Consider the following 12,290-nt stretch of genomic DNA (forward strand, 5'->3'; position numbering starts at 1 on the left):
AAACTCTATTTTAGTTCTTTAGGGGTCTTTTTGTTTTTGACCTTAATCTCTTTTTGATCGTCTTTTTCAGACTTGGGAACTGGAGCGGCAGCTTTCTTCTGGAATACCGCCCCAAAGAAACCATCTGTCCCATGAATATGTGGCCATAACTGCCACCAAGGATTGTCGAGGCTGCATCCTAAAGGTAATTTTTCCTTTGGAAACAAAGGCTTAAGAACCTCAGCCGCTGGGACAGCCTCAAATTGTGGGTGGTTTGCCAAAAATTCCTCGGCAATGGCCTGATTTTCTTGGGGTAATAGGCTACAGGTGGCATAAACCAAGCGACCGCCTGGCTTTAACAGGCGGGCTGCGGAGGCCAAGATGCTTCTTTGCTTTTGGTTTAGCTCCAACACCCCTTCCGGAGTCTGACGCCACTTCAAATCTGGATTGCGGCGCAAAGTACCCATTCCACTACAAGGGGCATCTACTAGGACACGGTCAATTTTTCCGGCTAAGCGCTTGATCTTGGCGTCGTTCTCGCTATCAATCCACACTGGATGGACATTTGAGAGGCCGCTACGAGCCTGTCTTGGCTTCAAATTGGCCAAGCGACGCTCTGATGTATCTAAAGCATACAAACGTCCTGTGGAGCGCATGATCGCTCCAATCGCCAAAGTCTTGCCGCCGGCACCAGCGCAAAAGTCGACAACCATCTCGCCGCGCTTAGGAGCGAGCAGATAAGCCAAGAGCTGACTGCCTTCATCTTGCACTTCAAACATGCCGGCTTTAAAGCCCGGGGTATTTTGCAAAGCAGGTTTACCCATAATGCGCACACCATCAGGCGCGTACGGAGTGGGGATTGCTTGATAGCGACCACCCAATGCATTCATCTGCGCGAGCAATTCTTCGCGATTGGTTTTCATGGTGTTCGCACGCAAGTCTAAAAGCGCTGGATACATCAATGACTTAGCGAGTTCTTCACGAGTTTCTTCACCGGGGTATTTACCAAATGCATCCCATAACCACTCAGGCAAATTGTTGCGCACGAGAGAATTTAAAGCGGCTGGATCTACAGTTGCAAAACGTTGCAACCATTCATATTCACCAGGCTTTAGTACGTGAGCCAAGTCAGCGATGGCACTCTCGGCACGGTTCGCAGAACCCAATCCGCCTTCTGATAGAGCAGACAGCAAACCCAATAGGGCTAAGCGTCTAGCTTGAGAGCCTTCACCGCTAGAAGCAAATTGAGAGAACTCATTTTTACGACGCAAAATAGCAAATGCACTCTCCGCAATCAAGGCACGATCACGATTTCCTAACTGCTTTTCTTCTCTGAAATAACGACTCACAACGCGGTCAGCCGGCTGTTCAAAACTCAGCAATTCGGGAAGTAAACGCTCAAGATGAATTGCATGTTGTGGCAATGCTTTTGCATTCGAAAAATTCTTTTGACCTTCAGGCGCAATTAAATTGCCGCTGGCATTTCTGCGCTCAGGGCGACGCAGCGGATCTTTTGATTTCGCTGCGTAACTTTTGTGTGGGGCTAGTCTGCTGCCAGATCTACGGGGTGGACGTTCTGCGCTCATAATTTAAAAAATTGCGACTCCGGGGGTTGTAACTTCACTTGATTACCTTCTATTCGCAATCGTCCATCGAGGAACCATTTTACGGCCCGCGGGTAAATTTGATGCTCAGCTGCCAAAACACGGGCAGCCAAGGTGTCGGCATTATCGCCTTCTAGCACTGGAACTGAGGCCTGACAAATAATGGGGCCCTCGTCCACGCCCTCGTTCACAAAATGAACGGTGGCGCCGTGCTCCTTCACTCCGGCCTCTAAAGCACGCTCATGGGTATGTAAACCGGGGAAAGCAGGCAGTAAGGCTGGATGAATATTAATCAATCGACCCTCGAAATGACGAATAAAGCTTGGGGTCAAAATCCTCATAAAGCCAGCGAGAACCACCAAATCAGCCCCCAAGGCGTCGATCTGCTCAATTAAGGCCGTATCAAAGGACTCACGAGTAGCGTGCTCTTTATGTTCAATGGCAAAGGCAGGAATACCCTGCGAGCGAGCAAAATCAAGGCCCTTAGCCGCTGAGTGATTCGCTATGACCCCAGCAAAAGTGACTGGCCACCGCTCTTTTTGGGCCGTTTTGACGATGGCCTCGAAATTAGATCCGCGGCCGGAGATTAAGGTGACGATAGAAGGCATGCCCACAATATAATTGATGGCTACCCTGAAAGCGATTTTGTGAACGTATTCCGTGGCCCCACCCAGTTTTCTGCAGGACCAGCTTGTGCCCTAACCATCGGCAATTTCGATGGCGTGCACAGGGGTCATCGCGCCCTGCTCAAAGAACTCGTTGATGGCGCCAAGGATCGTGGCCTGGTCAGTTGCGTCATGACCTTTGAACCACATCCAAAAGAATTCTTTTCTCCAGATCAAGCACCACCCCGCATTCTGAATTTGCGCGACAAATTAGCGGCGCTTGCTAATCTCGGAATTGATCGGGTAGTGGTAGAACATTTCAACTCAGCATTTGCCAAACTCTCACCCGAAGAATTTGTTTCAGAAATTATTGTCAAACGGTTAAACACAAAGTGGATCTTGATTGGTGATGATTTTTGCTATGGCGCAAAACGCGCAGGAAACTTTGCTAGCTTGAAAGCTGCTGGTGAGAAATATGGTTTTGAAGTTTCTAGCATTCAAACCATTCAAGAAAATGGTGCACGAATTTCCAGCTCTGCGTTGCGTGCTGCGCTTGCTAGTGGCGACATGCAACAAGCTGAAAAATTATTAGGTCGTCCATATGGAATCTCTGGCCATGTGATTCATGGTCAAAAACTAGGGCGTCAACTTGGCTTTCCTACTTTGAACTTAGCGGTCGCCAATCATCTTCATCATCGCAAACCAGCTAGCACCGGCATCTTCACTGCGCAGGTTCTCGGCCTATCCGATAAACCGCTACCAGCGGTTGCCAGCTTGGGCGTGAGACCCACAGTAGAAGATGAAGGCCGAGTATTACTTGAGACACACATCTTTGATTACAACGCAGATTTTTACGGAAAAATTATCACCGTAGAACTATTAGAAAAAATTCGTGACGAGGCGAAGTACTCGGACCTCGAAACCCTTACAAAAGCGATTGCAGCTGATGCAGCGCATGCCAGAAATTATTTCCAGAAAAAAGCTTATGTCTGAAAAAGAAAACTCTTATCCCGTCAATCTACTAGATACCTCTTTCCCAATGCGAGGAGATCTAGCCAAGCGTGAACCACAATGGGTAGCGGGATGGCAAAAGAATAAGCTCTACGAAAAGATTCGTGCAGCCCATGCTAATCAGCCAAAGTTCATTCTGCATGACGGCCCTCCATATGCCAACGGCGATATTCATATTGGTCACGCGGTTAATAAGATTCTGAAAGACATGATCGTCAAGTCTCGCTGGCTCATGGGCTTTGACTCTGTATATGTACCTGGCTGGGACTGCCACGGCATGCCAATTGAGATTCAGATTGAAAAAGAGTTTGGCAAAAACCTGCCGACCGCTGAAGTGCAATCTAAAGCACGTGCTTATGCACACGTCCAAGTCGAGAAGCAGAAGAAAGACTTTGAGCGTCTAGGTGTTCTGGGAGACTGGAACAACCCTTACCTCACCATGAACTTCCGCAACGAAGCCGATGAAATCCGCGCTCTTGGAAAGATCTGGGAGAAGGGTTATGTCTTCCGAGGCTTAAAGCCTGTGAACTGGTGTTTTGATTGCGGCTCCGCCCTTGCCGAAGCCGAAGTGGAATATCAAGACAAGACTGACCCCACAGTTGACGTTGGCTTTGCGTTTGATGGTGCGCAGCGTCCACAACTGGCAAAAGTATTTGGACTTCCTGAGCTACCAAATAAACCAGGGCAGATTGTCATCTGGACAACTACTCCTTGGACTATTCCAGCTAACCAGGCAATGAACGTTCACCCAGAGCTTACTTATGCACTGGTAGATGTTGGCGATAAATTATTAATTCTCGCAAAAGACCGTGTTGAAACTTGCCTTCAAGACTATGGCCTAGAAGGCAAAGTACTTGCCACATGCCTAGGTGCGCAATTAGCCAATATTTCTTTCTGGCACCCATTAGCACCTTTGCATGAAGGTTACAAACGCCTCTCACCAATCTACCCGGCCGAATACGTCACGCTTGATACTGGTACTGGCATCGTTCACTCTGCACCTGCTTATGGTGAGGAAGACTTTAAATCCTGCAAAGCAAACAAACTTGCTGACAAAGACATCTTGAACCCAGTCATGGGCAATGGTGTGTATGCCTCATGGTTGCCACTCTTTGCCAATGAATATATCTGGAAAGCAAATCCAAAGATTGTCGAAGCTATGCGTGAAGCAGGTAGCCTACTGCGCGATAAAACTTATACCCACTCATACATGCATTGCTGGCGCCATAAGTCACCCATCATTTACCGCGCAACCTCACAATGGTTTGCGAGCATGGATAAAAAACCATCTGATGGTAAAGCCAGTTTGCGTGAAACCGCACTAGCAGGCATTGAAAGCACCGAGTTCTTCCCAGCCTGGGGCAAGCAACGTCTCAACAGCATGATTGCCAATCGTCCCGACTGGACTTTGTCACGTCAGCGCCAATGGGGTGTACCAATGGCTTTCTTTGTGCACAAAGAAAGTGGTGAGCCACATCCACGTACTGTCGAACTTCTGGAAGAAATTGCTAAGCGCGTAGAAAAAGAAGGTATCGAGGCTTGGCAAAAATTGGAGGCTGCTGAACTGCTTGGCGAAGAAGCTGCGCAATACGAAAAGAACCGTGACACCTTAGACGTCTGGTTTGACTCTGGCACAACGCACTGGCACGTCATTCGCGGCTCACACCGTGACGAATTACTTACCGCGGATACAGCAACACCAAACGGTCGCTTGGCTGATTTATACCTTGAGGGCTCAGACCAACATCGAGGCTGGTTCCACTCCTCCTTGCTGACGGGCGCCATGCTGGATGGCAAGCCGCCATACAAAGCATTATTGACTCACGGCTTTACTGTTGATGGTCAAGGCCGCAAGATGAGCAAGTCCGTAGGGAATGTCATTGCTCCACAACAAGTTGCAGATAAGTTGGGTGCTGAGATCATCCGCCTCTGGGTTGCTTCAACAGACTACTCTGGTGAGATGACCATCTCTGATGAAATTCTCAAACGCGTTACTGAGAGCTATCGCCGTATTCGTAACACCCTGCGCTTCTTATTGGCCAATCTCTCTGATTTTGATCCTAGCAAGCACACGATGTCAGCTGATCAATGGCTTGAGATTGATCGCTATGCGGTTGCTCTTGCTAATCAATTACAGAGCGATGTTGAAGCGCATTACAAGGCATATGAATTCCAGCCAGCAGTAGCTCGCATGTTGACTTTCTGCTCTGAAGATTTAGGCGGCTTCTATCTGGATATCCTTAAGGACCGCCTCTATACGAGTGCGCCCGATTCTCCTGATCGCCGCGCTGCACAGAACGCTCTCTTCCACATCACTCGCAATCTCTTGAAGTGGCTATCACCATTCCTCTCCTTCACTGCAGAAGAAGCCTGGAAGGATTTCCCGCACGGATCAGGAATCAAGCCTGCTGAATCTATCTTTATGGAAGAGTTTGGCGACTTCCCACAAATCGCTCATGCTGATGAGTTGCTCGCAAAGTGGGAGCGTATTCGCGAAATTCGCTCTGAAGTAACCAAGGCCATTGAAGTTGAGCGCGAAGCAGGTAATGTTGGCTCATCATTGCAGGCTGAACTCACTATCAAATTAGGTGACGTGGACTTTGCGATTTTGCATTCATTAGAAGATGATCTGCGTTTTGTCACCATCACCTCTAGCGCCAATATTGAACTCAGCAACGAGGGTCTAGAAGTATTGGTAAGGGGTAGTCAATATAAGAAGTGTGGTCGCTGCTGGCATCACACCAAAGATGTTGGTAGCAACACCGAACATGTAGAGTTGTGTGGTCGTTGTATTAGCAACTTATTCGGTGATGGCGATCATCGCCTCTTTGCCTAAGACACCCATGAAAAGCCTTGCTCTACTTCGTTATCTCGCAATTGCGATCATCGTGCTATTGCTAGATCAACTCAGCAAGTGGTCAGCGCTGAGTAATTTACAAATGGGCGTGCCTGAACCAGTTGTGCCATTTTTAAACTGGTTGTTACTATTTAATCCAGGGGCAGCATTTTCATTTCTAGCGCAAGGCACTGGTTGGCAACGCTGGTTCTTCACTAGTCTTGGCTTAGTAGCATCTATTTATATTATCTGGCTGCTATATAAAAGCCGAAGTGACAAACTCCTCTGCGTTGCCCTGAGCTTGATCTTGGGTGGTGCTTTAGGGAATGTCTTAGATCGCGTAACGTATGGTGCGGTTGTCGACTTTATTGACGTGTATTACGGCAACTGGCATTGGCCTGCATTTAATATTGCTGATAGCGCCATCTGTATTGGTGCCGCCCTCATCATTTGCGGTGAATTACGCAAGTCATTTGGCAAATCTGCCCAATCCCATTAAGCTGGCGCCATGCAATCACTTTTAAATAAGAAGATCGTTCTTGGCATCTCGGGTGGCATAGCAGCCTATAAAGCCCCTGAGCTCGCACGCCAACTAATGCAAGAAGGCGCATCAGTGCAAGTGGTGATGACTGAAGCCGCCCAGCAATTTGTGACGCCAGTCACGATGCAGGCGCTTACTGGCAACCCGGTTTATTTAAGCCAATGGGATAGCAGCATTCCAAACAATATGGCGCACATTGAGTTGTCTCGCTCAGCAGATGCTATTTTGATTGCACCAGCAAGTGCTGATCTAATGGCCAAGCTTTCGTTAGGTTTGGCAGACGATCTATTGACTACGCTTTGCCTCGCAAGAGATTGCCCTCTCTTGCTAACCCCAGCCATGAACAAGCAAATGTGGGAGCATGCCGCGACCCAGAGAAGCGCAAAACGACTTGCTGATGATGGCGTTACCCTTCTTGGCCCCGCTAGCGGTTTCCAAGCCTGTGGCGAAGTAGGCATGGGCAGAATGCTCGAGCCTACTGAAATTACTGAACAAGTGATTGCCTTCTTTCAGAAAAAATCTTTAGCCGGCAAAAAAGTCTTGATTACTGCTGGCCCCACATTTGAAGCAATTGATCCAGTACGCGGCATCACCAATCACAGTTCCGGCAAGATGGGTTTTGCCATTGCAAGAGCGGCTATTGAAGCTGGCGCCCAAGTGCATTTAATTGCAGGACCATGCGCCCTTTCAACGCCACTTGAAGCTACCGGAAAAGTTACACGCACTAATGTCATTAGCGCCAAGGAAATGCATGCAGCTACCTTAAGCGCAATAGACTGCGATGTCTTCTTTGCAGTAGCTGCCGTTGCTGACTGGGGTATTGCTAAGCCAGCCAAAGAAAAGATCAAGCGCCAAGGAAAAGAGGCACCAAGCATCGAATTTTCAGCTAACCCAGATATTCTGCTTGACGTTGCCAAGACTGTAAAAACCAAGGGCGGTAAACCTCACCCTTACTGTGTAGGCTTTGCAGCCGAATCTACCGATCTAGAGAAGCACGCCGATGAAAAGCGCAAGCGTAAAGACATTCCGATGATTGTTGGCAATATTGGTCCAGATACCTTTGGAAGTGATCTAAATCAGTTACTTGTCATTGATGCCAGCGGCAGCAAAAAAATTGCTAAAGCAGAAAAGATTCAATTAGCACGCCAGCTTATTCAAATCGTAGCCAAGAAAATCTAAACTCAATTCTTTGTAGTTTTTTACTCTCTATACCCACTGCTTTAGGAAATTTCATGCAATCCCTTCAAGTCAAAATTCTCGATGAACGCATGCGCGATCAGTTGCCTGCTTATGGCACCCCTGGAAGCGCTGGACTAGATCTGCGTGCCTGCATTGATCAAGCAATTGAGATTGCCCCTGGTCAAACCGTACTGGTACCTACTGGCCTAGCAATCTATGTTGAAGATCCACGCTATGCTGCATTTATTCTTCCGCGCTCTGGCTTAGGTCACAAGCATGGCATCGTTCTTGGTAACTTAGTTGGTCTGATTGATTCCGACTATCAAGGCCAACTGATGGTGAGCACCTGGAACCGTGGCTCTACCGCATTCAAGCTAGAGCCTATGGAGCGCCTTGCTCAATTGGTAGTGATGCCCGTGCAACAGGTTGAACTCAAAGTTGTAGAGGAGTTCACCGAGAGCAGTCGTGGTGCTGGTGGTTTTGGCAGCACCGGTAGAGCCTAAGTCAAATACCTCTAGTGTCCAGATTTTTGGGCAAACAAAAAGCCACTCTTGAGTGGCTTTTCTTTTTAAGCAAGAATGCTTACTTACGAATATGCGCTTTACGAGCAGCATCTTGTGACATGCCAGCACCAGCGCCTTCGCGAGACTCTTTCTCAGCCGTAATTTCTTTACGGCGCTCTTTGCAAGAACCAGCAATCTCTTGCAAAGCCTTACGAGCACGAGCTGCAGAAGCCTTAATACCTTTACCTTGAAACTTTTCGTTCTCAGCTTTGTAGTTTTCAAAAGCTTCTAGTAATTTATCGTGATGAGACATATCTTCCTTTTTTGGATTGTTTTAGTTTAAAAATGAGTTAATTAAATTTCTTCAGCAGGCGCTACATCGGCTTTAGAACGCTTTCCTGGCAATACCGGGACTTCAAAGTTCAGCAGCACTTTACCGTCAGCATCGATATCGACATCCACATGGCCACCTTGAGCCAACTTACCAAATAACAGCTCGTCGGCAAGGGCTTTGCGCACGGTATCTTGAATAATGCGCTGCATTGGACGTGCGCCCATCAACGGATCAAAGCCATGCTTCGCCAAATGCGCCCTTAATGCTGGGCTAAAGGTAGCGTCAACCTTCTTCTCATGCAACTGCTCTTCAAGCTGCATTAAGAACTTATCGACAACGCGCATGATGATAGATTCATCAAGTGCCTTGAAGGAGACGATGGCATCCAAACGGTTGCGGAACTCCGGTGTGAAGAATTTCTTGATATCCGCCATCTCATCGCCAGACTCGCGTGCATTGGTAAAGCCAATGGTTGATTTCTGCATCGCCTCAGCACCAGCATTCGTAGTCATAATGATGATCACGTTACGGAAATCTGTCTTACGACCATTGTTATCCGTCAAAGTGCCGTGATCCATCACCTGCAACAAGATATTGAAGATATCTGGATGGGCCTTTTCGATTTCATCAAGCAGGAGTACGCAATGCGGCTTCTTATTCACAGCCTCAGTAAGCAAGCCGCCTTGATCAAATCCCACATAACCCGGAGGCGCGCCAATTAAACGACTTACTGCATGGCGCTCCATGTACTCAGACATATCGAAACGCAAGAGTTCAATGCCAAGAATGTAAGCAAGCTGCTTAGCCACCTCAGTTTTACCAACACCTGTTGGACCAGAGAATAAGAATGAACCAATCGGTCTATCAATCTTGCCAAGGCCCGCACGTGTCATCTTAATGGCGCTAGCCAAGGCTTCAATCGCAGGATCTTGACCAAAGACTACGCTCTTAATATCGCGATCTAAAGTCTGCAACTTACTACGATCGTCCACAGTGACTGATTGTGGCGGTATGCGTGCAATCTTTGCCACAATCTCTTCAATCTCTGGACGACCAATGGTTTTCTTCTGCTTAGACTTCGGCAAAATACGTTGCGCAGCACCAGCTTCGTCGATCACATCAATCGCCTTATCGGGCAAATGACGATCATTGATATAGCGCGCAGAAAGCTCTGCAGCAGCAACCAAGGCACCGGCCGCATATTTCACGCTATGGTGCTCTTCAAAACGAGACTTCAAGCCACGCAGAATTTGTACGGTTTGATCTACTGTTGGCTCAACAACATCTACCTTCTGGAAACGACGTGATAGAGCTGCATCCTTTTCAAAGATGCCACGATATTCTGTAAAGGTAGTTGCACCGATACATTTGAGTTGGCCATTTGATAAAGCAGGCTTTAGTAAATTGCTTGCATCTAATGTGCCACCAGATGCGGCACCAGCACCGATCAGTGTATGAATCTCATCAATAAACAAAACGCCGTGTGCGTGATCTTTTAATGATTTAAGAACACTCTTTAAGCGTTGCTCAAAATCACCACGGTATTTAGTGCCCGCCAAAAGCGCACCCATATCTAATGAATAGACAGTTGCATCGGCCAAGATATCGGGCACATCGCCCTTAACAATTCTCCAGGCTAAGCCCTCAGCAATCGCTGTTTTACCAACACCGGCTTCACCAACCAATAATGGATTGTTCTTACGGCGACGGCATAACACCTGAATTACACGCTCAACCTCGCTCTCGCGCCCAATCAATGGGTCGATCTTGCCCTGGCGAGCCATGACATTTAGGTTTTGGGTGTACTGCTCAAGAGGACTTTCTTTGCCAGATGAGGCAGATTCTTCGGCCTCTTGGGTAGGCTCAGCAGGCTTAACATGCTCAGATTGATCCTTGCGCACGCCATGACTAATGAAGTTCACTACGTCTAAGCGTGTAACACCTTGCTGCTGCAAGAAATAAACCGCATGAGAATCTTTTTCACCAAAGATGGCAACCAATACATTTGCACCAGTCACTTCTTTCTTACCATTTGATGTCGATTGCACATGCATGATGGCGCGCTGAATAACGCGCTGAAATCCTAGCGTAGGTTGCGTATCTACTTCATCATTACCCGGCACCACAGGTGTGTTGTCGTTAATAAAGTTTTTAAGTTGGGCACGCAGCTCTGCAATATTGACTGCGCAAGCCTTTAAGACCTCAACCGCAGTAGCGTTATCCAGTAAGGCTGCGAGCAAATGCTCGACCGTAATGAACTCATGTCGCGATGCCCTTGCGTCAACAAACGCCATGTGCAAACTCACTTCTAATTCTTGGGCAATCATGCTTCCTCCATAGTGCACTGTAGTGGGTGACCCGCTTCACGGGAGAGTTCAATAACTTGATGCACTTTCGTGGCAGCGACGTCGCGAGTAAATACCCCGCAAATGCCTTTGCCAACTAAATGTACTTGCAACATGATGCGTGTAGCTGTTTCATGATCTTTATTAAAATACTCCTGAATGACCATCACCACAAATTCCATTGGCGTGTAATCGTCATTCAATAGTAAAACTTTATACATCGATGGTGCCTTAACTTGCTCGACCTGTTTTTCGAGAAGAATGGTGTCCTCAACATAAGGATTGCTGGGGTTGCCAGTAGTGGGATTTTTTGGTGCGCGACTCATGAGAAACATTCTAAACACAGATATTGAAACTTTAATTTACTGGGGTCTTGTTGCAAAAACCACGCAAAAATCCCCTTTAAACCCATATTGGGGCATTTTTCGATAAAAAAAGGGGTATTTACTAGGGGGTAGGGGCATATAACTCCTTGACACCCCTCCAAAAAGGGCAAACAATCAGGGGGTAGGCTTCAAGAGAGGTTCTATTTAGGCGTGTTGTGGATTGAGACTGATTAAAAAGTATTTACCCTCATCACGGTTGTTTTAAGTTTATGTAATGGAGTTCGCATGGCGACCGGAATTGTTAAGTGGTTCAATGATGCAAAAGGTTTTGGCTTTATCAAACCTGATGATGGTGAAGAAGAGTTGTTCGCGCATTTCAGCGCAATTACTATGCCTGGGTTCAAAACCCTCAAGGAAAACCAAAAGGTAACGTTTGACATTACCCAAGGTCCTAAAGGCAAGCAAGCTACCAATATCCAAGCGGCTTAATAGTCCTTAGATCATTATTAAAAACCCAGGATTCGTTCCTGGGTTTTTTTTCGTCTGCAATTTGCCTCACTTAAAATGTAACTCATGCTTATTTCAAAAAATCCATTTAGCCATCTCATTGCCGCCATTCTCTTTATTTGCTCAAGCGCCGCTCTTGCTCAAGTCAACGTCGGCCTCCCCACTATTGAATTAAAAACAGGCATCTACCGCATACAAGCTGAACTCGCCGATACCCCTAAGGCTAGAGAAGTTGGCCTCATGAATCGCACTAGCATGCCAACTAATGCTGGGATGCTATTTGTCTTTGAACAAAAAGCAGGCCACTGCTTCTGGATGAACAACACCAAGATTCCACTTTCCATTGCATTCATTGCGGATGATGGCAAGATTGTGAACATCGAAGAGATGCAAGCAGAAACCACTAACAATCACTGCCCTAAAGCAGCTGTGCGTTATGCGTTGGAAATGAACAAGCAATGGTTCGCAGAAAGAGTAATCGTACCGGGCACAGTTGTTACTGGCTTACCAAAAAGATAAA

The 12,290-nt window shown here is 47.2% G+C and carries 12 protein-coding genes; 7 read left to right on the forward strand and 5 right to left on the reverse strand.

From position 1 onward, the window contains the following. Positions 1 to 5 precede the first annotated feature (5 nt). Both ICN18_RS00680 and purN read right to left on the reverse strand, forming a co-directional pair. Entirely contained in the window at positions 6 to 1,565 is a 1,560-nt protein-coding gene (locus tag ICN18_RS00680) for an RsmB/NOP family class I SAM-dependent RNA methyltransferase (protein ID WP_216188641.1), read from the reverse strand. Next, entirely contained in the window at positions 1,562 to 2,191 is a 630-nt protein-coding gene (gene purN / locus ICN18_RS00685) for a phosphoribosylglycinamide formyltransferase (RefSeq protein WP_216188642.1), read from the reverse strand. Before purN ends, ICN18_RS00680 begins: the two co-directional genes overlap by 4 nt. Positions 2,192 to 2,230: 39 nt before the next feature. Between purN and ICN18_RS00690 the strand changes: the two genes are divergently transcribed. Genes ICN18_RS00690 through dut form a run of 5 tightly spaced genes read left to right on the forward strand, consistent with a single transcriptional unit; the run spans position 2,231 to position 8,258 of the window. After that, the gene (locus tag ICN18_RS00690; RefSeq protein ID WP_216188643.1) at positions 2,231 to 3,181 is read left to right on the forward strand and encodes a bifunctional riboflavin kinase/FAD synthetase; all 951 of its coding nucleotides are present in this window, start codon (positions 2,231 to 2,233) and stop codon (positions 3,179 to 3,181) included. Further along, the gene (ileS, locus tag ICN18_RS00695; RefSeq protein WP_439650811.1) at positions 3,156 to 6,035 is read left to right on the forward strand and encodes an isoleucine--tRNA ligase; all 2,880 of its coding nucleotides are present in this window, start codon (positions 3,156 to 3,158) and stop codon (positions 6,033 to 6,035) included. The genes ICN18_RS00690 and ileS overlap by 26 nt, the downstream gene beginning before the upstream one ends. 7 nt (positions 6,036 to 6,042) lie before the next feature. Then, a complete protein-coding gene (gene lspA, locus ICN18_RS00700) occupies positions 6,043 to 6,534 on the forward strand; it encodes a signal peptidase II (RefSeq protein ID WP_216188645.1) in 492 nt (163 codons plus the stop codon). 9 nt (positions 6,535 to 6,543) lie between these two features. After that, a complete protein-coding gene (gene coaBC, locus ICN18_RS00705) occupies positions 6,544 to 7,755 on the forward strand; it encodes a bifunctional phosphopantothenoylcysteine decarboxylase/phosphopantothenate--cysteine ligase CoaBC (protein WP_216188646.1) in 1,212 nt (403 codons plus the stop codon). 53 nt (positions 7,756 to 7,808) lie between these two features. Then, positions 7,809 to 8,258: a dUTP diphosphatase gene (dut, locus tag ICN18_RS00710; RefSeq protein ID WP_216188647.1), complete on the forward strand. Its 450-nt coding sequence runs from the start codon at positions 7,809 to 7,811 to the stop codon at positions 8,256 to 8,258. 79 nt (positions 8,259 to 8,337) lie between these two features. Here the strand turns inward: dut and ICN18_RS00715 are convergent, their stop codons facing one another. From ICN18_RS00715 to clpS, 3 genes are read right to left on the reverse strand one after another with little or no spacing between them, the layout of a single operon-like run. After that, positions 8,338 to 8,571, reverse strand: a complete 234-nt coding sequence (locus ICN18_RS00715) for an Hc1-related histone H1-like protein (RefSeq protein WP_072582836.1) — start codon at positions 8,569 to 8,571, stop codon at positions 8,338 to 8,340. Between the two features lie 41 nt (positions 8,572 to 8,612). Then, the gene (clpA, locus tag ICN18_RS00720; RefSeq protein WP_216188648.1) at positions 8,613 to 10,919 is read right to left on the reverse strand and encodes an ATP-dependent Clp protease ATP-binding subunit ClpA; all 2,307 of its coding nucleotides are present in this window, start codon (positions 10,917 to 10,919) and stop codon (positions 8,613 to 8,615) included. Beyond that, on the reverse strand, positions 10,916 to 11,272 hold the full coding sequence (clpS, locus tag ICN18_RS00725) for an ATP-dependent Clp protease adapter ClpS (protein ID WP_216859974.1): 357 nt from the start codon (positions 11,270 to 11,272) through the stop codon (positions 10,916 to 10,918). The genes clpA and clpS overlap by 4 nt, the downstream gene beginning before the upstream one ends. Before the next feature lie 276 nt (positions 11,273 to 11,548). Between clpS and ICN18_RS00730 the strand changes: the two genes are divergently transcribed. Then, the gene (locus tag ICN18_RS00730) at positions 11,549 to 11,752 is read left to right on the forward strand and encodes a cold-shock protein (protein WP_011903586.1); all 204 of its coding nucleotides are present in this window, start codon (positions 11,549 to 11,551) and stop codon (positions 11,750 to 11,752) included. A gap of 84 nt (positions 11,753 to 11,836) precedes the next feature. Further along, positions 11,837 to 12,289, forward strand: coding sequence for a DUF192 domain-containing protein (locus ICN18_RS00735; RefSeq protein ID WP_216188649.1), 453 nt, complete (start codon positions 11,837 to 11,839; stop codon positions 12,287 to 12,289). Position 12,290 lies beyond the last annotated feature (1 nt).

The organism is Polynucleobacter parvulilacunae, assembly GCF_018881715.1.
In the GTDB taxonomy this organism is placed as follows: Bacteria; Pseudomonadota; Gammaproteobacteria; order Burkholderiales; family Burkholderiaceae; genus Polynucleobacter; species Polynucleobacter parvulilacunae.

What these genes read in the sequence shown, in the direction of transcription:
- ICN18_RS00680 (WP_216188641.1), bottom strand. Translation starts at nt 1,565, where the DNA reads ATGAGCGCAGAACGTCCACCCCGTAGATCTGGCAGCAGACTAGCCCCA.
- clpS (WP_216859974.1), bottom strand. Translation starts at nt 11,272, where the DNA reads ATGTTTCTCATGAGTCGCGCACCAAAAAATCCCACTACTGGCAACCCC.
- purN (WP_216188642.1), bottom strand. Translation starts at nt 2,191, where the DNA reads ATGCCTTCTATCGTCACCTTAATCTCCGGCCGCGGATCTAATTTCGAG.
- coaBC (WP_216188646.1), top strand. Translation starts at nt 6,544, where the DNA reads ATGCAATCACTTTTAAATAAGAAGATCGTTCTTGGCATCTCGGGTGGC.
- lspA (WP_216188645.1), top strand. Translation starts at nt 6,043, where the DNA reads ATGAAAAGCCTTGCTCTACTTCGTTATCTCGCAATTGCGATCATCGTG.
- clpA (WP_216188648.1), bottom strand. Translation starts at nt 10,919, where the DNA reads ATGATTGCCCAAGAATTAGAAGTGAGTTTGCACATGGCGTTTGTTGAC.
- dut (WP_216188647.1), top strand. Translation starts at nt 7,809, where the DNA reads ATGCAATCCCTTCAAGTCAAAATTCTCGATGAACGCATGCGCGATCAG.
- ICN18_RS00735 (WP_216188649.1), top strand. Translation starts at nt 11,837, where the DNA reads ATGCTTATTTCAAAAAATCCATTTAGCCATCTCATTGCCGCCATTCTC.
- ICN18_RS00715 (WP_072582836.1), bottom strand. Translation starts at nt 8,571, where the DNA reads ATGTCTCATCACGATAAATTACTAGAAGCTTTTGAAAACTACAAAGCT.
- ICN18_RS00730 (WP_011903586.1), top strand. Translation starts at nt 11,549, where the DNA reads ATGGCGACCGGAATTGTTAAGTGGTTCAATGATGCAAAAGGTTTTGGC.